The organism is Cellulomonas sp. Root137 (assembly GCF_001426725.1).
Lineage (GTDB): Bacteria > Actinomycetota > Actinomycetes > Actinomycetales > Cellulomonadaceae > Cellulomonas.
In genome coordinates this window covers 1,029,247-1,048,216 of sequence record NZ_LMFG01000001.1, presented here as the reverse complement: position 1 = coordinate 1,048,216, position 18,970 = coordinate 1,029,247, and the positions used below count along the sequence as shown (strand labels likewise).

Annotated in this window: 22 protein-coding genes and 1 tRNA gene; 12 read left to right on the top strand and 11 right to left on the bottom strand. The window is 73.1% G+C overall.

The features are described from left to right. Nucleotides 1-22 precede the first annotated feature (22 nt). From ASD18_RS05055 to ASD18_RS05045, 3 genes are all read left to right on the top strand, one after another. Entirely contained in the window at nucleotides 23-664 is a 642-nt protein-coding gene (locus tag ASD18_RS05055) for a DUF1684 domain-containing protein (RefSeq protein ID WP_235522268.1), read from the top strand. After that, nucleotides 661-1,479, top strand: a complete 819-nt coding sequence (locus ASD18_RS05050) for a hypothetical protein (RefSeq protein WP_056087530.1) — start codon at nucleotides 661-663, stop codon at nucleotides 1,477-1,479. Before ASD18_RS05055 ends, ASD18_RS05050 begins: the two co-directional genes overlap by 4 nt. Nucleotides 1,480-1,687: 208 nt before the next feature. Then, entirely contained in the window at nucleotides 1,688-3,208 is a 1,521-nt protein-coding gene (locus ASD18_RS05045) for a von Willebrand factor type A domain-containing protein (RefSeq protein ID WP_235522267.1), read from the top strand. Here ASD18_RS05045 and ASD18_RS05040 read toward each other — a convergent pair. From ASD18_RS05040 to ASD18_RS05020, 5 genes are all read right to left on the bottom strand, one after another. Beyond that, nucleotides 3,198-4,148: an Fpg/Nei family DNA glycosylase gene (locus ASD18_RS05040; protein WP_056087524.1), complete on the bottom strand. Its 951-nt coding sequence runs from the start codon at nucleotides 4,146-4,148 to the stop codon at nucleotides 3,198-3,200. The two genes, ASD18_RS05045 and ASD18_RS05040, sit on opposite strands and share 11 nt — an antisense overlap. Nucleotides 4,149-4,158: 10 nt before the next feature. Continuing rightward, nucleotides 4,159-6,051, bottom strand: coding sequence for an AAA family ATPase (locus tag ASD18_RS05035; protein WP_082573544.1), 1,893 nt, complete (start codon nucleotides 6,049-6,051; stop codon nucleotides 4,159-4,161). A gap of 124 nt (nucleotides 6,052-6,175) precedes the next feature. Further along, nucleotides 6,176-6,970 (bottom strand): tyrosine-protein phosphatase, encoded by a 795-nt coding sequence (locus tag ASD18_RS05030; RefSeq protein WP_056087519.1) that lies wholly within the window; start codon nucleotides 6,968-6,970, stop codon nucleotides 6,176-6,178. Between the two features lie 5 nt (nucleotides 6,971-6,975). Further along, nucleotides 6,976-8,172: an RNA polymerase sigma factor gene (locus ASD18_RS05025; protein WP_369817277.1), complete on the bottom strand. Its 1,197-nt coding sequence runs from the start codon at nucleotides 8,170-8,172 to the stop codon at nucleotides 6,976-6,978. A 19-nt stretch (nucleotides 8,173-8,191) separates the two neighbouring features. Next, nucleotides 8,192-8,578: a YciI family protein gene (locus ASD18_RS05020; protein WP_156387976.1), complete on the bottom strand. Its 387-nt coding sequence runs from the start codon at nucleotides 8,576-8,578 to the stop codon at nucleotides 8,192-8,194. A gap of 176 nt (nucleotides 8,579-8,754) precedes the next feature. Here ASD18_RS05020 and ASD18_RS05015 point away from each other — a divergent pair, with 176 nt between their 5' ends. From ASD18_RS05015 to ASD18_RS05005, 3 genes are read left to right on the top strand one after another with little or no spacing between them, the layout of a single operon-like run. Next, a complete protein-coding gene (locus ASD18_RS05015; RefSeq protein ID WP_156387899.1) occupies nucleotides 8,755-9,630 on the top strand; it encodes a L,D-transpeptidase in 876 nt (291 codons plus the stop codon). 44 nt (nucleotides 9,631-9,674) lie between these two features. Beyond that, a complete protein-coding gene (locus ASD18_RS05010) occupies nucleotides 9,675-10,352 on the top strand; it encodes a phosphatase PAP2 family protein (RefSeq protein WP_056087513.1) in 678 nt (225 codons plus the stop codon). Then, nucleotides 10,352-11,086: a phosphatase PAP2 family protein gene (locus tag ASD18_RS05005; RefSeq protein WP_056087510.1), complete on the top strand. Its 735-nt coding sequence runs from the start codon at nucleotides 10,352-10,354 to the stop codon at nucleotides 11,084-11,086. The genes ASD18_RS05010 and ASD18_RS05005 overlap by 1 nt, the downstream gene beginning before the upstream one ends. 13 nt (nucleotides 11,087-11,099) lie before the next feature. Here the strand turns inward: ASD18_RS05005 and ASD18_RS05000 are convergent, their stop codons facing one another. Beyond that, nucleotides 11,100-11,654, bottom strand: a complete 555-nt coding sequence (locus ASD18_RS05000) for a hypothetical protein (protein WP_056087506.1) — start codon at nucleotides 11,652-11,654, stop codon at nucleotides 11,100-11,102. Nucleotides 11,655-11,730: 76 nt separating this feature from the next. On the opposite strand from ASD18_RS05000, the gene ASD18_RS04995 reads away from it, so the two are divergent. Then, nucleotides 11,731-12,324 carry a carboxymuconolactone decarboxylase family protein gene (locus ASD18_RS04995; RefSeq protein ID WP_056087503.1) on the top strand — a complete coding sequence of 198 codons (594 nt, stop codon included), beginning with the start codon at nucleotides 11,731-11,733 and terminating at the stop codon, nucleotides 12,322-12,324. Between the two features lie 10 nt (nucleotides 12,325-12,334). Further along, nucleotides 12,335-13,219, top strand: a complete 885-nt coding sequence (locus tag ASD18_RS04990; protein WP_056087500.1) for an RNA polymerase sigma-70 factor — start codon at nucleotides 12,335-12,337, stop codon at nucleotides 13,217-13,219. A gap of 9 nt (nucleotides 13,220-13,228) precedes the next feature. On the opposite strand, the gene ASD18_RS04985 is transcribed toward ASD18_RS04990, so the two are convergent. The 4 genes from ASD18_RS04985 to ASD18_RS04970 all read right to left on the bottom strand — a co-directional run bounded on the left by ASD18_RS04985 (nucleotide 13,229) and on the right by ASD18_RS04970 (nucleotide 15,703). Then, nucleotides 13,229-13,840: a hypothetical protein gene (locus ASD18_RS04985; protein WP_056087497.1), complete on the bottom strand. Its 612-nt coding sequence runs from the start codon at nucleotides 13,838-13,840 to the stop codon at nucleotides 13,229-13,231. A 34-nt stretch (nucleotides 13,841-13,874) separates the two neighbouring features. Further along, complete coding sequence (locus ASD18_RS04980) at nucleotides 13,875-14,666, bottom strand: MerR family transcriptional regulator (RefSeq protein ID WP_056087494.1); 792 nt, start codon at nucleotides 14,664-14,666, stop codon at nucleotides 13,875-13,877. 14 nt (nucleotides 14,667-14,680) lie between these two features. Then, nucleotides 14,681-15,472 (bottom strand): alpha/beta fold hydrolase, encoded by a 792-nt coding sequence (locus tag ASD18_RS04975; protein ID WP_056087491.1) that lies wholly within the window; start codon nucleotides 15,470-15,472, stop codon nucleotides 14,681-14,683. 141 nt (nucleotides 15,473-15,613) lie between these two features. Further along, nucleotides 15,614-15,703 (bottom strand) — tRNA-Ser (locus ASD18_RS04970). Nucleotides 15,704-15,800: 97 nt separating this feature from the next. On the opposite strand from ASD18_RS04970, the gene ASD18_RS04965 reads away from it, so the two are divergent. Further along, nucleotides 15,801-16,637 carry an NAD-dependent protein deacetylase gene (locus tag ASD18_RS04965; RefSeq protein WP_082573903.1) on the top strand — a complete coding sequence of 279 codons (837 nt, stop codon included), beginning with the start codon at nucleotides 15,801-15,803 and terminating at the stop codon, nucleotides 16,635-16,637. Here ASD18_RS04965 and ASD18_RS04960 read toward each other — a convergent pair. Next, nucleotides 16,625-17,104, bottom strand: a complete 480-nt coding sequence (locus ASD18_RS04960) for a nucleoside deaminase (RefSeq protein WP_235522265.1) — start codon at nucleotides 17,102-17,104, stop codon at nucleotides 16,625-16,627. The genes ASD18_RS04965 and ASD18_RS04960 overlap by 13 nt on opposite strands. Nucleotides 17,105-17,144: 40 nt before the next feature. Between ASD18_RS04960 and upp the strand changes: the two genes are divergently transcribed. From upp to ASD18_RS04945, 3 genes are all read left to right on the top strand, one after another. Further along, nucleotides 17,145-17,780, top strand: coding sequence for a uracil phosphoribosyltransferase (upp, locus tag ASD18_RS04955; protein WP_056087484.1), 636 nt, complete (start codon nucleotides 17,145-17,147; stop codon nucleotides 17,778-17,780). 206 nt (nucleotides 17,781-17,986) lie between these two features. After that, nucleotides 17,987-18,253, top strand: a complete 267-nt coding sequence (locus ASD18_RS04950; protein ID WP_056087481.1) for a hypothetical protein — start codon at nucleotides 17,987-17,989, stop codon at nucleotides 18,251-18,253. A 47-nt stretch (nucleotides 18,254-18,300) separates the two neighbouring features. Beyond that, nucleotides 18,301-18,960 carry an SDR family oxidoreductase gene (locus ASD18_RS04945; RefSeq protein ID WP_056091590.1) on the top strand — a complete coding sequence of 220 codons (660 nt, stop codon included), beginning with the start codon at nucleotides 18,301-18,303 and terminating at the stop codon, nucleotides 18,958-18,960. Nucleotides 18,961-18,970 lie beyond the last annotated feature (10 nt).

Sequence of the window (18,970 nt, the reverse complement as noted above, 5' to 3'; positions counted from 1 at the left end):
CGCACCGTGCGACGGTGGGGCGGTGAACGCTGGATTCCCCGTCATCGCGCCCGGCCGCCATCCCGCCGACGAGCCGTTCGCCGTCGCCGACTGGCGGCGACGCGTGGCCGAGATCTACGCCGACGTCCGCCGGCTGTCGTCCGACGACCCCGCCGCAGCGCACGCCACCTGGGTCCAGCGTCGCGACGAGCTGCTGGCCGAGCACCCGGCGTCCCCGCTCGACGCCGCGACGAAGGCGTCGTTCGAGGGCCTCGACATCCCGCACTACGACGCGGCCTACCGGTTCGAGTGCGAGATCCGCCCCGCACCCGCCCAGCGACTGGACGTGAGCACCGGGACCGACGGCGTGGTGCCGTTCGAGCGGATCGCCGACGTGGAGGTGGGCGACCTGGGGACCCTGGCGGTCTGGCGGTTGCGCGGGTACGCCGGCGGACTCTTCGTGCCCGTGAAGGACGCGTCGCCCGACACGTACGGCGGCGGTCGGTACCTGCTGGACACCATCAAGGGGGCGGATCTCGGCATGGCGGGAACACGGCTCGTGGTCGATCTGAACTTCGCGTACAACCCGTCCTGCGCCTACGACCCCGCGTGGACCTGCCCGCTGGCCACCCGCGCCAACACGCTGGCCGCGGAGGTCCCCGTGGGCGAGCGGGTGTTCGCATGAGCGCCCTGACCTCGATGTGGGCGTGGGACAACCCCGTCCCGCGGTCCGTCGACGCCCGCGGCCGCGACTACGCGCCCGCCGAACCCGCCGCGCTCGTCGCCTTCTGCCAGGAGCGCGCCCTCCAGCGCGTCTTCCTCTCCGCACCGTGGGCCGCCGACGAGGGGCCGGTGGGCGACTGGTTCGGCGCCGCGACCACCGCGCTGCAGACGGCCGGGGTTGCCGTCGGCCCGCTCGGCGGCGACCCCGGGTGGCTCGGGGAGCCGTCGCTCGCGGTGACCTGGGCGCTGACTGCCCTGCGATCCGGGCCGAGCGACAGCCTCCAGCTCGACGTCGAGCCGTGGGCGACGCCCACCTGGTCCACCGACCGCGACCGGCTCTGCGCGCAGTGGTTCACCCTGCTGGACGGCGTGCTGGCGGCGCTGCCGGCCGGCGTCGGGCTGGGCGTCGACACGCCGTGGTGGCTGGCGCACGAGGCGTGGGAGGGCGGCACGCTGCTCGACGCCGTCCTCGCACGCGCCTCGCGGGTGGGTGTCGTCGCGTTCAGCGACCACGCGCAGGGGCCGGACGGGATCGTGGCGCTCGCGGCCCCCGCGGTCGTCGCTGCGTCGTCGGCCGGACTGCCGTTCACCGTCGGGGTCGAGACGGACACCGCCGAGGTGGCGGGGGGCGCGCAGTACACGTTCATCGACGAGGGCCCCGTGGTGCTCGAGGCGGAGACCGCGCTGGTCGCCGACGCGTTCGGCACGCTCCCCGGCTACGAGGGCGTGACCGTCGAGCACCACCGCACCTGGCGCGCACTGCTGGGGCTGGACTGACCGGCATGTCTGTTTTCCCAGGTCACGGCCGTGTTGCGGTTCTTGCTGGGTGCCGGGTGATCGTTACCTGAACGGCGCGGTCGCGTGACCGTGCCGTGCTGGTCTCCGTCCTCGCGGACCGCGACGCTTCAGTCCTCGATCACTGGAGGCACTGATGCGCGGTCGGTCATTCACTCGGACACAGGCGTCCACCCGCGTGGTTGCCGCCGTGGCTGCGGTCGCTCTCCTGGGCGCCCTCGGTGCCTGCAGCTCGGACGGATCGAGCGACCCCTCCTACGACCAGGGCATCGCCTACGACGACTCCGTCGCCCCTGAGGACTGGCGCCAGGTCCCGGTGGACGAGCAGGAGGAGTACGACGACTCCCCGGAGCAGCCGTTCCAGGACGTGACGACGAGTCCGCTGTCGACGTTCGCCTCGGACGTCGACACCGCGTCCTACAGCAACCTGCGCCGCCAGCTGCGCCAGGGCGTCGCGCCGGAGGGGGTGCGGATCGAGGAGCTGGTCAACTACTTCGACTACGACTACCCGACCCCTGGGCCCGGCGCGGTGGACCCGTTCACCGTCACGACGCAGATCGCGGACGCGCCCTGGGCGCCCGACCACCAGCTGGCGATGATCGGCGTGCAGGCCACGGCCGCGAAGGCCACCAGCCGGGGCAACAACATCGTCTTCCTGCTCGACGTGTCCGGCTCGATGGACGAGCCGAACAAGCTCCCGTTGCTCGCCGACTCGTTCGAGCTGCTGGTGGAGCAGCTCGACGAGGACGACACCGTCTCGATCGTGACCTACGCCGGCAGCGAGCAGGTGCTCGCCGACTCGCTGCGCGGCGACCAGCGCGGCGAGCTGGTGCGGATCCTGCGCGAGCTGCAGGCCGGCGGGTCGACCGGTGGTGCGGCGGGCCTGCAGACCGCGTACGAGCTGGCGACGAAGAACTTCGTCGAGGGCGGCAACAACCGGGTCGTCCTGGCCACCGACGGCGACTTCAACGTCGGCCCGTCCACCCCGGAGCAGCTCACCGACCTGATCGAGGAGCACGCCCGGTCAGGCGTCTACATCTCGGTGCTCGGCTTCGGGATGGGCAACCTCAAGGACAACACGATGGAGGCCATCGCCGACCACGGGAACGGCAACTACGCGTACATCGACACCCTCGACGAGGCGCGCAAGGTCCTGGTGGACGAGTTCGACTCGACGATGTTCGTCGTCGCCCAGGACCTCAAGGTCCAGGTCGAGCTCAACCCGGCCACCGTGGCCGAGTACCGGCTGCTGGGCTACGACAACCGCCGGCTGGAGGACGAGGAGTTCGACGACGACACCAAGGACGCCGGCGACGTCGGCGCCGGGCACGCGGTCACCGCGTTCTACGAGCTGGTCCCGGCTCGGGGCGAGCAGCTCGACGACGACCTGGACTACCAGGACACCGAAGCCGGGAGCTCCAGCGACTTCCTGACCGTGCACGTGCGCTACAAGAGCCCGGGCGCCGCCACCAGCACCGAGGTCGTCTTCCCCGCCGGAGCCAGCGCCTACGACGCCAGCCCCACGGCCGACTTCCGGTTCGCGTCCGCCGTCGTCGAGTTCGGCCTCGCGGTGACCGACTCGCGGTACGCCGACGACGCCAACCCCACCCGGGCACGCGAACGCGCCCAGGCCGCCCTCGGCGACGACCCCTACGGTCTGCGGTCGGAGTTCGTCACCCTGATCGACACCTACCGGGAGATCACCGGCTGAACGCCGTCGGTCGGACCTGGCAGGCCGGGCACCAGTACAGCTTGCGCGCGGCCATCTCCTCCACGACCACCGGGGTGCCGCTGACCAGGCACGGCAGCCCGGTGCGGTGGTACACCCAGTGCCGCAGGGTGGTGTCCGTGACGGACTGTTCGCGCTCCGCGGCCGACAGGTCACCGCGCGTCAGGATGTAGCCCGCCTCGATCCCGTCGGCCAGCAGGACGGCCCAGTCGTCCCACAGCGCGCGAGCCACCTCGCGCGGCACGTGGCGGCCGGGGGTGTGCGGGTCGAGGCGGGCGCGGAACAGGAGCTCGGCGCGGTAGATGTTGCCGATGCCGGCGACCACCGTCTGGTCCATGAGCAGCTGGCCCACCGCGACGTTCCGGGAGGTCAGCCGGTCCACCACGACCTCCCTGGCGGCGGCCAGGTCGTCGGTGGACGCCGGGTCCGGTCCGAGCCGCTCGATCGCCGCCGCCGCCCCGCCCGGGTCGAGCACCTCGCACGCCGACGGACCCCGCAGGTCGGCGACCGTCGCGTCGCTCGCCAGCCGAACGCGGACCTGACCGACCGGGTGCGGCGGGAACGCCACCAGCCCGCCCTCGTCGGCCGGACCCTCCCGCTCGTCCTCGCCCATCCGCACGGCCCGTCGCAGCCGCGGCGCGCCCATGCTGCCCGCGGCGAAGCCGCCGGGTGTCAGCGGGGTCAGCGACCCGTGGAAGTCCCACGCGCCGTACAGGCCCAGGTGCACGCGCAGCACGTCACCGGCCTCGAACGTGCAGAACAGCTGCTTGCCCACGGCGTCCGCGGACACCATGACCTGCCCGCTGATCCGCGCGGCGCCGGCCGCGAACCGGCCCTGTGGCGAGGTCACGGTCAGTCGCCGGCCGACGAGGTCCTGCGAGAGCTGACGGGCGATGCGGTGGACGGTATGACCTTCGGGCACCCTCCGAAGGCTAGGCGACCCGCAGGCGCTCCGCCGCGATGGCAGCCTGCGCCGCAGCCCCGGCAGCCACCGCTGCGCTCTTCTCGTCCTCCTCGCGCTCGAGCATCTGCTGCTGGGCCAGCGCGGCCGACTCGAGCACGGCGGTGATCTCGTCGCCGATGAGCTCGTGCCGCTCGAGGAGTGCGTCCCGCAGCGCCTCGACCAGGTGGCGGTGGCGGGACAGCAGGCGGCGGACCGTGCTGCGGGCGTCGTCGAGGACGGCCTCCAGCTGGGCGCGGGCCTGCGCGTCGCTGAGCACCGCCGAGACCAGGTCGTGCGGCGTCGCGGCGAACGAGATGAGCGACCCCGTCATGCCGGCCGCGCCCACCATCTGCGCGGCGGTGCGGGTCGCCGACGCGAGGTCCCCGGCAGGACCGGTGCTCGTCTGGCCGAAGAACAGCTCCTCGGCCACCCAGCCGCCCATGGCGATCTGCACGAGCGCGCGCAGGTCGTAGTGCGAGTGCGTCCAGACCTCCTCGCAGTCGCCGTGCGCGAGCAGGCCGAGCGCGTCGCCGCGACGGATGATCGTGAGCACCTCGAGCGTGCGGTTGGGTGCGGCGAGCCAGGCGGTGACCGCGTGGCCGGCCTCGTGGGTGGCGATGAGCCGCTCCTCGGCCTCCGTGTACCGGACGGGCTGGCCGATGCCGACCATCTCCGTGATCCGGGCGTGCTCGATGTCCGCGTACGTCATGGCCATCGAGCCGCGGCGCAGCGCGTTGACCAGCGCCTCGTCCAGCAGGTGCTCGATCATCACCGGCGTCCACCCGTTCGTCGCGGCCGCGAGCCGGTCGCGCAGGGTCGTGTCCTCCAGCTCGGAGTCAGTGGACCGGCGTGCCAGGAAGTGGTCGACGAGCGCCCGGCGACCGACCGCGTCGGGAGTCGCGAAGGTGAGCCGGCGGTCGAAGCGCCCCGGACGCAGCAGGGCCGGGTCGAGGGAGTCGGCGCGGTTGGTGGCCGCGATGAGCAGGATCGGAGCCTTGACCGGCTTGCGCTGGCGCATCTGGCGGGCCGCCGGGAGCAGCAGGTTGGCGCGGGCGATGAACCAGTTGACGAACTTGTCGGACGTCGTGGGCTCGTCGAACGACTGCATCTGCACGAGCAGCTCGTTGACCACGCCGCCCGTCCCCTCGCTGATCACGGCGTTGGTCACCACGTGCGGGACGCGGAAGGCGTCGAACGGGCCCGTGGCCACCGCGGCGGCCGACATGCCGCCGCGCCGGATCGCGATCGCGTCGATCTCCTCGATGAACCCGATCGCGCCGCCCTCCGTGCGGGCCGCCTTGCGCAGCGCCTTGAAGTACGCGCGGATCTTCTTGGCGGTGGCGCCGTAGTACATCGACTGGAACGAGGTCGCCGAGACGAACAGGAACGGCACACCCGCCTCGGCCGCCATCGCCTTGGCGGTCATCGTCTTGCCCGTGCCCGGCAGCCCCTCGAACAGCAGGCCGCGGCGCGGCGTGCCACCCATCTGCTCGGCGAACTGCTTGTGCGTCTGGAACAGGTCGATCGAGCGGCGGACGTCCTCCTTGACGGGGTCGATGCCGATGACGTCGTCCAGCCGCACGTCCACCTGCTCGGGCCGGTAGACCACGTGCGGGGAGCGGGCGCTGCCCAGCTGCGTACCGACGAGGAGCAGCAGCAGCGCCCCGAAGAACAGCACCGGGACGAGGATCAGCGGGTCGATCTGCGGCATCGGGGGGACCAGCGGCCGGTTGAGCAGCGCGCTGCCGATGACGTACACCTCGATGGCGATGACGAACGCGGCGAAGCGGTACACGCGCTTGCGGCGGACCCGGTCGCGCTCGAGTGCGATGTCGTGCGCGCCCCGTCGGATGGGGGAGACGATCTCGTCGGCCACAGGCATGCCTTTCCCTCGGCGCCTGGGTTCAGACGACGCTGCGTCGCGGGAGGTGCGATCCGCCCATCGTCAGCCCGACCGGGTGAGTCGGCAAGATCGGACATATCGGACCACCCGAACGGTCCAACGCTCACCCGTCCGTGCGCAGGGTCCTCCGGAGCGCCTCGACCTCGACGGCGCCGAGACCGAGACCGTCCGACAGGTACCCCTCGAACGACCCGAAACGCTCGCGCACGAGGGCCAGCGCGGTGTCCAGGTACTCGGGCCGCACCTCGAGCAGCGGGCGCAGGTCGTCCGGGTTCCCGCCGGCGTCGCCCACCTGCTGGAGCAGCGGCGCGTACGTGGTGCGGACCGCGGGCCCGACCGCGAGGTACTCCTCCATCGCGCCCTCCTCGTCGACCCCCGCGGCCAGCAGCAGGACGGTCGTCGCCCAGCCGGTGCGGTCCTTGCCCGCGGTGCAGTGGAACAGGACGGCGCGGCGCTCGGCGTCGATCACCGCGCGGACCAGTCCCGCGTACGCCTGCCGGGCAGCCTCGCCGACCACGAGACGTCGGTAGACGGCGAGCATCTGGCCGGCCAGGTCGAGGTCCGCGAGGGCGTCGATCCCGCCGCTCGCCAGCACGGCGGGGAGCTGCGCCGCGGCGCCGCCGGGCAGGTCCGCGAGCGCGTCGAGCACCCGCAGCTGCGCGCCCGCGGGCAGCTGGTCGGGGCGGCTCGACCGCTCCGCCTCGGTGCGCAGGTCCACCACGGTCCGGATCCGCAGCCCCGCCAGCACCGCGTCCGTGCCGACGGACGGGTCCGCCAGCTCGGCCGAGCGGAACGCGACCCCCGTCGCGACCGTCCCACCGTCCGCGGTGGCACGACCTCCGAGGTCGCGCAGGTTGGTGACGGCGGGTGAGAGCAGGACGTGCGGGTCGGCGGCCACGCGCCTCAGGATGCCGAACCGTGGCGCAGCCGTGCCACCTGCACCAGCAGGTAGTCGCGCTCGGCCAGGCTGGTGGTCCCGCGCGCGGCCAGGAGCAGCTGGTCGGCGGCCTCGCCCGGTCGGCCCGCCCGCTCCAGCAGGTGGCCGCGGACGGCAGCGAGCCGGTGGTGCCCGGGGAGCCGGTCGTCGAGCGTGGCCAGCAGCGCGAGCCCGGCGTCGGGACCCTGGACCATGGCGAGCGCGACCGCGCGGTTGAGCGTGACCATCGGGTTGCCCGTGACGCGCTCGAGCAGCGCGTAGAGGGCCAGCAGCTGCGGCCAGTCCGTGGCGTCGGTGCTCGGCGCCTCGTCGTGCAGCGCGGCGATCGCGGCCTGCAGCTGGTACTCCCCCACCGCCCCGCGCGCCAGCGCGTCCTCGAGGAGCGCGATCCCCTCGTCGACCATCGCCCGGTCCCAGAGCCCGCGGTCCTGGTCGGTCAACGAGACCAGCTCACCGCGCGGACCCGTGCGGGCGGGACGGCGGGCGTCGGTGAGCAGGACGAGCGCGAGCAGGCCCGCCACCTCGGGATCCTCGGGCAGGCCGGCGTGCAGGGTGCGGGTCAGGCGCAACGCCTCGGAGGCGAGGTCGGCGCGGGCCACCGACGAGCCCGTCGTGCTCGCGTAGCCCTCGTTGAACATCAGGTAGAGCACGCGCAGCACCGCTCGGAGCCGGGCGGGGTAGTCCTCGGGCGACGGCATCCGGAACGGTCCGTCCAGCTCCCGCAGGGCCCGGCGCGCCCGGCTGAGCCGCTGCGCCATCGTCGCCTCCGGCACCAGGAACGCCCTGGCGATCTCCGCGGTGGTCAGCCCGCCGAGCGAGCGGAGGGTGAGCGCGACGGCCGACGAGGGGCTGAGCGCGGGGTGGCAGCAGCCGAACAGCAGCAGGAGCGAGTCGTCGGTCTCGAACACGTCCCCCGCGTCGACGGCCTCCATGGTGCCGACGAGCTCCTCCCGACGGCGCCGCGCCTCCTCGCTGCGGTACCGGTCGACCAGCTTGTTCTGCCCGACGACCACCAGCCACGCCCGCGGGTTGTCGGGCACGCCCTGCTCCGGCCACTGCGTCGTCGCGGCCAGCAGTGCGTCCTGCAGGGCGTCCTGCGCGTCCGCGAGGTCCCCCGACCGGCGGACCAGCACGCCGAGGACCTGCGGCGCCAGCTCGCGCAGCAGGTCCTCGAGGGGCGGGTCACTCGACAGGAGCGGGCGCCTCCATCAGGGCACGGACCTCGAACACCTGCTGCATCGGCGCACCCCCGGGTCCGGGCGCCGCCGACGCCGTCGCCGCGATCGCGATCGCGCGGGCCTCGTCCTCGACGTCGACCGTCCAGTAGCCGGCGAGGAACTCCTTCGACTCCGGGAACGGCCCGTCGGTGACCACGGGGTCGGACACACCGTCGCTCCGCACGAGCTTCGCGGTGGCCGGCCACGCGAGACCCTGCCCGTCCACGAACTCGCCGCGGGCCACCAGCTCGGCGCCGAGGTCGTGCTGGAACTGGATGTGCCGCTGCACGTCCTCGGGAGCCCACTCGTCGATCGGGGGCACGCCCTCGACGAAGTAGTTCATGAGCAGCATGTACTTCACGGTGTGCACTCCGTCTCTCGGGGCCCGGCGGGCCCGCTCGTGGAGAGGTCGGAGCCGGGCGCGGGTTCTCGACATGCATCCTGTCGGGGATCCGGCGCCGGCGACAGGTGCCGACTTGGCCGATGGGCTCGGCGGGGCGCACGATGGCTCGGACGACGGGGGCACGGGTGGTTCGCACGACGATCGCGGCTCTGACCGCGCTGGCGGTCCTGGCACTGGCCGGGGCGTGCGCGGACGCGCCCGAGGCAGGTCCTCCCGCTGCGGTGGTCGTCGCCGAGCCCGTCGCCGTCGACAAGGCGTCCCCGCCGGCCGTCCCCGCGCCGCCCGCCGCCGACCTCGCCGCCCTGCCGGTCGTCGACCTCCTGCACGTGGTCCCCGGCCTGCCCGGCACCGACGGGCTCCCCCAGCGCGCCAACGACGACCCGGCGCTCGGTCGCTGGCAGACCGCGGTCGTCGTCCGCGACACCGCGGCCCGCGCCGCTCCGGCCGGGACCCCCGTCGGCGTCGTCCCCGCCCTGACCCTCGAGGTCCGCACCACGCTCCCGGTCATCGACCAGCGCGGTCGCTGGTTGCGCGTGATGGTGGCCACCCGCTCCGCCCTGCCCAGCCAGGACGTCGCGCAGGTCAACGGCCGCAGCGTGTGGATCGACGCAGGCGACACCGAGGCCGCCGGCACCGACTGGACCATCGCGGTCGACGTGGCCGCGCAGACCATCACGGTCGACGACGGTACGACGACGCACGTGCTGCCGGTGAAGGCGACCGGCGCCCCGGCGACCCCGACCCCGCACGTCCCGGCGTTCCTGCTGGGCACCCGCTGGCTCGAGCCCGGCACCACCACCCCGCGCGTGCTGCTGCTGTCGACGCAGAGCGAGACGATCGACCACTACGACAAGCCGACCGGCACGGCGGTGACCGCGATCCACACCACCACCCTGCGCGGCACGGGTGCGGTGTCCAACGGCTGCGTCCGGGTGAGCGACGAGGTGCTCGACCTGGTGTGGCAGGCGCCCGCCGGGACGGTCGTCACGACCGTCGGCTGACCGTTCGACGAGCGCGCTGCGCGCGGCGCACCTAGCCTCCGGGGATGCGACCGCTGCCCCTCCTCCGCCGCCGTGCGCTCCTGCGCGCTGCCGCGTTCGGGGTCGCGTTCACGGTCCCGGTGGCGGTGCTCGCCTACGTCGTGCGCGCCGAGGTGGACGACGTCCTGCGCCTCGACCAGCACGCCATCGCGGCGGCGACCGACTTCACGCGCGCCCACCCGGAGCTCCAGCAGGCGCTGATCGTGTGGCAGCAGGCGTTCCAGGCGAAGTGGGTCAACCTCGTCGCGACCCTGGTCTGCGTGTGGGTGTGGCGGCGGCACGGGATGACCACCCGCGCGCTGTGGGCGTTCCTCACGGTGATGGCCGCCTGGACGCTGCAGCTGGGCGCGAAGGGGCTGGTGCAGCGGGCGCGGCCGGTCGTGGAGGACGCCCTGGAGCACGCCCCCGGGTCGAGCTTCCCGTCCGGCCACGCGACGAACACCGCGGCCGTCGCCCTGACCCTGACCCTGCTGGTGTGGCCGCTGCTCGGCCGGCGCGGACGCGTCGTCGTCCCGGTGGTCGCCGCCACCGCCACCGTGCTCACGGGCCTCGACCGCGTGATGCTCGGCGTGCACTACCCCTCCGACGTCGTCGCAGGGTTCGCGCTCGGGACGGCCCTCGCGGGGGCGTCCTATCTGGGCTACAGCGGCTGGTCCGTGACGCCCCCCGACCAGGAGACGTGATGCACACCTTCCTGCACCGCTACGAGCTGGACTCCTCGGCCCCCACCCGCAAGGAGGCCTGGCGCGACTTCGCCGTCCGCGTCCTGCTGCCCGCCGTGGGCCTGTGGGTGCTCATCGTCGGCGTCGGGTTCCTCATCACCGGGCCCCTGGACAACCTGCCGGGCGAGGCCGCCGTCAACGAGTGGTTCGTGGCGCAGCGCACCGAGACGCTCGACGCCGTCACCGCGGTCCTGTCCGCCATCGGCACCACCGAGTTCATCATCGGCGCGTGCGTGCTGTTCGTGGTCCTGTTCTGGTGGCGCACCAAGCAGTGGTGGGTGGCGATCATCCCCCCGCAGGCCATCGCCGTGCAGGCCCTCGTGTTCATGACGGCCGCCCTGGTGGTCGGCCGCGAGCGCCCCGACGTGGAGAAGCTCGACGAGTCGCCGCCCACCTCCAGCTACCCCAGCGGTCACACGGGTGCGTCGACCGCGTTCTACGTCGTGCTCGCCATGCTGGCCCAGCGCATCGGCAACCGGGCGCTGCGCATCGTCGTGACGATCGTCTGCCTGCTGATCCCGATCGCCGTCGGCACGGCCCGGCTCTACCGCGGGATGCACAGCCTGACGGACGTGACCATGGGGTTCGTCAACGGCCTCGTGTGCGCGTTCCTCGCGTGGAACTACCTGCGCCGGGACACCTCCGGAGCCGCCGCCGGGGCGTCCTCGCCGGACCGGAGCCTCAGCCACCGCTGAGCTGGTCACCCGGTCAGGTCGCGCCGGTGAACTCGACGTCGTCGGTCGCGAAGGAGCCGGTCACGGGGTGCGCCGCCTCGAACAGGCAGTAGCCGTGCGGGGTGTCGTGGTCGTTCGGGTCCGGCATGGCGGACCAGGAGATCCCGAGCTCCATGAAGCCGGGGATCGGGTCCGTCTTCGCCCAGCAGTCCTCCTCGGCGATGATCCGGTCGACGTCGGGGGCCGCCTCGTGCAGGTACATCACCTCCGTGAGGTGCGGCGTGGTGCACGGCACGACGACCGCGTCCGAGAGGTCCGGCTGCGCCGCCCTGCCCTCGATGCAGTCGCCCTCCCGCAGGTCGGCCCGCAGGAGGAAGTACGGTCGCCCGCCGCTCTCGTCGACCGGCCCCACCCAGTCGGGGTTGCCCGGGTGGTCGACCGACTTGTCGGGGACGACGCGTTCCGGTGGCCCGGTCGGTGTCGGGGTCGGGTCTCCCCCGGCGCCCCCACGCAGCGCCGCGCAGCCGGTCGTGGCCGCGAGGACGAGGACCACGAGCAGCGCGCTGGTCCGACGACGTCCGGTCTGCATCACGGCACCGTAGCGGTGCAGGGGCCTCGTTGGGCCTCCGATGTCACACGTGGGCACCGGTCGGTGTCTCCATGTCATGACCACCACCAGGACCCGAATCCCCCCGACAGACGTGACCGGCGCCTACGGAGCGCTCGTGAAGCTCGCGGCCCGCAGGATGCTCGGCCACGTGCCCGACTCCCTGGGCGTGCTGTGGCACCACCAGAGGGTCATGAAGGACACCATGGGCGTCGGGCGCAAGGTCGACGGCTGGCGCGAGCTCGACCGGGACCTCGCGTCATACGCGGCCATGGCGGCGGCCGCCACGGTCGGCTGCACCTTCTGCCTCGACCTCAACTACTTCCTGGCGCACAACCACGGGCTCGACGAGGCGAAGGTCCGGGAGGTGCCGCGCTGGCGGGAGTCGTCGGTGTTCACCCCGCGGGAACGCCGGGTCATGGAGTACGCGGAGGCGGCGAGCCAGACGCCGCCCGCCGTCACCGACGAGCTGTCGGACGCGCTCCTGGCCGAGCTCGGGCCGGCCGCGCTCGTGGAGCTCGCTGCCCGGGTGGCGTTCATGAACATGTCGGCGCGCATGAACCTCGCGCTCGGCATCCACTCCGAGGAGTTCGCCGCGGCGTGCGGCCTCCCGCCGCTCGCCGTCCGGTCCACCGTCCAGGGCGCCCCGTAGGCTCGCGCAGGTGGCCAGCCTCGACGAGGACCCGTTCGTCGTCCACCGGAACCTGCTCTTCACGGTCGCGTACCAGCTGCTGGGCTCGGCCGGTGACGCCGAGGACGTGCTGCAGGAGTCCTGGCTCCGCTGGTCCTCGGTCGACCGGTCGGAGATCCGCGACCCGCGCGCCTACCTCGTCCGCGTCGTGACGCGGCAGTCGCTCAACCACCTGCGCACCGTGTCGCGGCGCCGCGAGGACTACGTCGGCGAGTGGCTCCCGGAGCCGCTGCTGACCAGTCCCGACGTGGCCGACGACGTCGAGCTCGCGGAGAGCCTCTCGATGGCGATGCTCACCGTGCTGGAGACCCTCGGGCCGGCCGAGCGCGTGGTCTTCGTGCTGCACGAGGTGTTCGACGTGCCGTACGACGAGATCGCGGAGACCGTCGGGAAGACACCTGCGGCGGTCCGGCAGATCGCGCACCGCGCGAAGGGTCACGTCTCCGCGCGGCGTCCCCGGGTGCGCGTGGTGCGCTCCGAGCACGAGGACGTCGTGGAACGGCTGGTCACCGCCCTCAACACCGGCGACCTCGCCGGGCTCATGGACGTCCTCGCGCCCGACGTGGTCGCGGTCGCCGACGGCGGCGGGAAGGCCCGCGGGGCGGCGACCCGGCCGATCGTCGGCGCCGACAAGCTGGCGCGGTACCTCGTGGGAGGGATGGCGAAGGCAGGGGCCGGGCTGCGCGCTGCGGCGACCTGGGTCAACGGTCAGCCCGCGATCCGGATGGAGCTGGACGGGCATCTCCTCGGCGTGGCGAGCATCACCGTCGCCGACGGACGCGTGACGCAGGTCTACTCGATCGCCAATCCCGACAAGCTCACCAGGCTTGACCACGTGGCGGCGCTGAGCCGGTGACGGGCCGGTTCAGGACGGCACCGGTGCTCGCAGACCCAGCGACCGCAGCTCGAGCGACGCGAGCGCGCGGACGACCTCGGGGTCCCGACGCCGCCACGCGTTCGCCGGGTCGTCGCTCACGCCGGCGAGCGCGCGGACCGGCTGTGTCGCGAGCGCGCGGAGGGCGAACAGGTCCAGGTCGGCTGCCGAGTCCAGGATGCGCGTGGCTGCACGTGCGCGGCTGACGAACCGGCCGCGGGAGAACAGCCAGACCGCGACGACGAGCAGGATCGGGACCGCGGCGATCGTGAGCCCGAGCAGCAGCGCCAGCTGGTGGGCCCCCTGCTGCACCTCGACGCCCGCCTGCGCGATCGAGTCCGCGGCGCCACCGGCCGCGGTGAACGGGGCGCGTGCGTCGTCGCCGACGAGCGGGACACGCGCGACGGTGTCTCCGGCCGAGGTCAGGCTCTCCGAGAGCGAGGACCCGGCGTCCTCGAGGGTGCGTCCGGGCGCGGCGAGCCTGCCGACGACCTCGTGCACCCACAGCCCGGCACGGACCCACAGGACGACCCATCCGATGACGAGGACGTCGGCGACGAGCTGGCGCGCACGGCGCCACGGGGTCTGCGCGTAGAGGGTCACGCGGACATCCTGACGTGCGGGGGCACCGGGGGTCTCAGGGATCGCGGGCGATCCGCCCTTCGGGGACTCGCTCGAGCTGCGCCCAGCCACGCCACCCGCGTTCCTCGAGGATCGCCAGCAGCTGTCGAGCGACCGGCGTGGACTCGGTCATGGCTGCGTCCAGCAGGGCCGCGAACGGGTCCGAGGCATCGGCGTCGCCGATCTCCACCTCGCCGCTCTGGACAGCGCGGATGCGGAGGTCCTCGACGATGTCGGCGAGCTCGACGACTCGCGGATCGTCGGCCGACCACTCCGGCACCGAGCTGAGGAGGAGATAGAGCCGGGTCATGTCCGGGTCCTCGTCCAGCTGGCGGTTCTTCTCGGCCACCACGGACTCGATGTCGTGCGGGATCTGCGGGGCGAGCATGATCCACGCATCCCGTTCGAGCTCGATGTAGGCCTCGCCGACGCCGAGCCCGCGCAGCCGGTCCAGGTACTCGACGACGACCTGGGGAAGGGCCAGGTGATCGCCGGCAGCGAGCTGGGCGATCCGCTTGCGGTTGCTCTGGAGGCGACGGATGTCGGCGCTCAAGGCCTTGTCGATCGCCTCGACTGCTCGGGCGAACTCGTCGGGGCCGGCGACGAGGAGCTCCTGCACTCGAGCGAGCGGCACGCCCGCATCCGCCAGAACGCGGATCCGGATCAGTCGCACGACGGCGGCTGCGTCGTAGCTGCGGTAGCCGGAGCGGTCGCGTGCGGGCTCGGGGAGCAGGCCGATCTGGTGATAGTGCCGGACCGTGCGCACCGTCACCCCGGCGTAGGAGGCCAGCTGACTGATCGTGAGCATGGCTTCAGACTGCCTCAGCCGGCGACGCCGCGGACCGCCTCGGCGACCGCGTGGAAGTCCTTGCGGAGGATCGCGCCGTGAGTGCTCGCGACCTTGGCGTGGATCGTGATGTGCGGGTTGCGTTCGGCCACCGCGGGCACGCTGGCGCGGATCTTCTCCTGCCCATCCCCCGTGCTGCCGAACGACGTCCCGGACGCGAGGACATACCGGGTCGGCACGGTGATTCCGTCCATCACCGGACCGAGCTCCCGTTCACGCGCGAGCCTGCCGACGTCGATGTTGCACTCGGCCATCTCCAGGGCGGACATCCGCGGCGTCAGTCCCGTCACGCGGAGCGGCACCGTCAGCCAGTGCAGGCGACGGAAGACCGTACGGATCCCCTGCTCCATCTCGTCCGTGAGCCAGTCGTGCGGCTGTGCCCCATCCACCAGCACAGCGCCGATCGTCCGGTCCGGATGGCGGCTCGCCCAGTGTGCGGCGACGAAGGCGCCGTACGACCACCCGACCACCAGCGCTCGGTCGACACCTCGAGCGTCCAGCACGACAGCGACATCGCGGACGGCGGACTCGAACGAGTAGTCCGCCGAACGTCCGGACCGGCGCCCACGGGCCCGCTCGTCGTAGGTGATGTGCCGCCAGTCCGGCCCGAGCTCGGCGATGACCCGCCGCCAGTAGCCCTGGGTCGCGAACTGGCCGTTGAGGTAGATCACCGGCGTTCCGGACCCACCCGAGTCCGAGACGGCCAGGGCAGTGTCGTCGACCGGCACCATGCCGGTCCAGGTGGGCGTCGAGGTCGTCCTGCTCATGGCGTCTCCGTTCCGTTCTGCACCGTGTGATCCAGCGTGCAGGGGTGACGCAGCGTCAGGGTCAAGCCTCATGTGGCGATGCGAGCGGGAACGACGAAGGGCCCCACAGCCGCACGATCATGCGGGTGGGGGCCCTTCGACTGGCGGTAGCGGTGGGATTTGAACCCACGGTGGACTTTCACCCACACACGCTTTCGAGGCGTGCTCCTTAGGCCGCTCGGACACGCTACCTCGGGGAGAACGGTACCTGGTCGGGAGCCTCTCCCACGAATCCGCGATCGGTCCGTCGTACCGTGGTCCGGTGAGCACCGCGCACGACGCCGTCCCGATGACCGCCGGATCCCTGGCGGACGTCGTCGAGGTGCTCGCGGGCCACCGCCTGGCGGTCCTCACGGGCGCGGGAGTCTCGACGGACTCCGGCATCCCCGACTACCGCGGCCCCGACTCCCCGCCGCGCACCCCGATGACGTTCCAGCAGTTCACGTCCGACGAGGCCTTCCGCCGGCATTACTGGGCCCGCAACCACGTCGGCTGGCGGCACGTGCACCGGACGATGCCGAACGCCGGCCACCGCGCGCTGGCCGCCCTGGAGCACCGCGGGGTGGTCACCGGGCTGATCACGCAGAACGTGGACCTGCTGCACGAGGCGGCGGGATCTCGGCACGTGATCGACCTGCACGGCCGGTACGACCGGGTGCGGTGCCTGTCCTGCGGCACGGTGATCTCCCGCGCGGAGCTCGCCGACCGGCTGGACACGCTCAACCCCGGGTTCACCGCGGCCGTCGCGGACATCGAGATCGCCCCGGACGCCGATGCCGTCATCGAGCAGACCAGCGGGTTCGTCGTCGCGGCCTGCAGCGCCTGTGGCGGGATGCTCAAGCCGGACATCGTCTACTTCGGGGAGAACGTGCCGCGCGAGCGGGTGGAGCGGGCGTACGCGCTGGTCGACGGGGCTGATGCCCTGCTCGTGGCCGGGTCGTCGCTCAGCGTGCAGTCCGGGCTGCGGTTCGTGCGGCACGCGGCCCAGACCGGCAAGCCGGTGGTCGTCGTGAACCGGGGTGCGACGCGCGGCGACAAGTACGCGGCGGTGACGCTCGACGCGGGGACCTCGGAGACGCTGACCGACCTGGCCGAGACCCTGCCGACGCCCGCTCAGTCCCGCTGAGCCTCGAAGAACCGCTGCAGCAGCAGCCCGCACTCCTCGGCCCGCACGCCGCCGACCACCTCGACCCGGTGGTTCAGCCGCCGGTCGCGCACCACGTCCCACTGCGACCCGCACGCCCCCGCCTTCGGGTCCCACGCGCCGAGCACCAGCCGCGGGATCCGCGCCAGCACCGTGGCGCCCGCGCACATGAGGCACGGCTCCAGGGTGACGACGAGCGTGCAGTCGTCCAGCCGCCACCGCCCGAGCGTCTCGGACGCGGCCCGCAGGGCCAGGATCTCCGCGTGCCCCGTCGGGTCCGCCCGTGCCTCGCGCACGTTGCGCCCGCGGCCGACGACGTCGCCGGTCGGCCCGAGGACCACGGCACCCACCGGGACGTCCCCGGTGAGCACCGCCCGGCGCGCCTCGTCGAGCGCGAGTCCCATCGCCCAGGCGTCGGCCGTCTGCTCCGGACGGCGGGGCTCGATCATGGAGGCATCATGGCGCACGCGACGCCGGTAGGTTGTGCCCATGCGCCTGCACGTCGCGGACCACCCCCTGGTCGCCCACAAGCTCACCGTCCTGCGCGACGTCCGAACCGCGTCGCCCACCTTCCGGCTCCTGGTCGACGAGCTGGTCACGCTCCTCGCCTACGAGGCGACCCGGGAGGTGCACGTCGAGTCCGTCGACATCGTCACCCCGGTCACCTCCACCACGGGCGTCAAGCTGGCCGACCCGCGCCCGCTCGTCGTGCCGATCCTGCGCGCCGGGCTGGGCATGCTCGACGGCATGACGCGCCTGCTGCCCACCGCCGAGGTCGGCTTCCTGGGCATGCAGCGCGACGAGGAGACCCTCGAGGCGATCACCTACGCCAACCGGCTCCCGGACGACCTGTCGGGCCGCCAGTGCTTCCTGCTCGACCCCATGCTGGCCACCGGCGGCACCCTGGTCGCCGCCATCGACTTCCTGCTGGCGCGCGGCGCCCGCGACGTCACCGCGGTGTGCCTGCTGGCCGCGCCCGAGGGCCTGGCCGTCGTCGAGCAGGCGGTCGGCGACCGGGCCGACGTGTCGATCGTCGTCGCGGCCGTCGACGAGCGCCTGAACGACAAGGCGTACATCGTCCCCGGCCTCGGGGACGCGGGCGACCGGCTGTACGGCGTCGTCTGAGCTGTCCCGCCCTGACTGTCCACGCCCTGGGATACCGACGAATCCCCCTTGGTGACGACGAGCGGGCGTGCGACAGTCGCCTCATGACCACGTCTGCGCTGCGCCTCGTCGCCGCGTATCCGTGCGCGTGTCCTCGGTCCTGATCGCCCAGGCCCTGACCCCCAGCGCGGCCCACCAGCCGCGCGCCGCGCACCCGGAGACGTCCCATGGCACTGCCCACCCCGCTGCCCCGCCCCCAACCCGGGCTGCTCCTGTACGTGAGCCTGCCCGAGGGGAGCGGCCGCGCGCCCGGTGACCTCGCCGAGGTGGCCGAGGTGCTGCGCGAGTTCGCCACCGAGATGCTGCCGGGCGCCGACACCTACACCGCCCTCTCGCTGGCGCCGGCCGGCTCCGACGACGTGCACCGCCTGGGCGACCGGCTCAGCCACCTGCGGCTCCTCGACGTCCTCGCCGACGCCGGGGACACCGGCTGACGGCCCTCCGGTCGCAGGTCGGGGCACCTGTCCTTACCGTGGAGGGCATGCGCATCGCGATCGCTGGGGGCCACGGTCAGATCGCGCGACTCCTGTCCCGCGAGCTCACCGCACGGGGGGACGTCCCTGTCGCGCTGGTCCGGCAGCTCGCGCACGTCGACGACGTCACCGCGGACGGTGCCGAGGCGGTGGTCCTGGACCTGGAGCGCGCGAACGCGCTGGACGTGGCCGAGGCCATCGCCGGTGCGGACGCGGTGGTGTTCGCCGCGGGGGCCGGACCGGGCAGTGGAGCCGCCCGCAAGGACACCGTGGACCGCGCGGCGGTCGCGCTGCTGGCCGACGGAGCCGAGCAGGCGGGAGTGCGCCGCTACGTCCTCGTCTCGTCGATGGGGGCCGGTGCCCCGCCGCCGGCAGGGACCGACGAGGTGTTCGCCGCGTACCTCGTCGCCAAGCGCGCCGCCGAGATCGACCTGCGGATGCGGGACCTCGACTGGACGATCCTGCGCCCCGGCGCGCTCACGAACGAGCGTCCGACGGGTGCGGTGCTCCTCGACTCGTCCGTCCCGCGCGGCTCCGTCACCCGGGCCGACGTGGCTGCCGTGCTGGTGGCCCTCCTGCACGAGACACGCTCGGCGGGGCTGACCCTGGAGCTGGTCGGGGGCGTCGTCCCCGTCGACGCGGCCGTGTCCGCCGTCACCGGGAGCTAGGCCCGGGCGC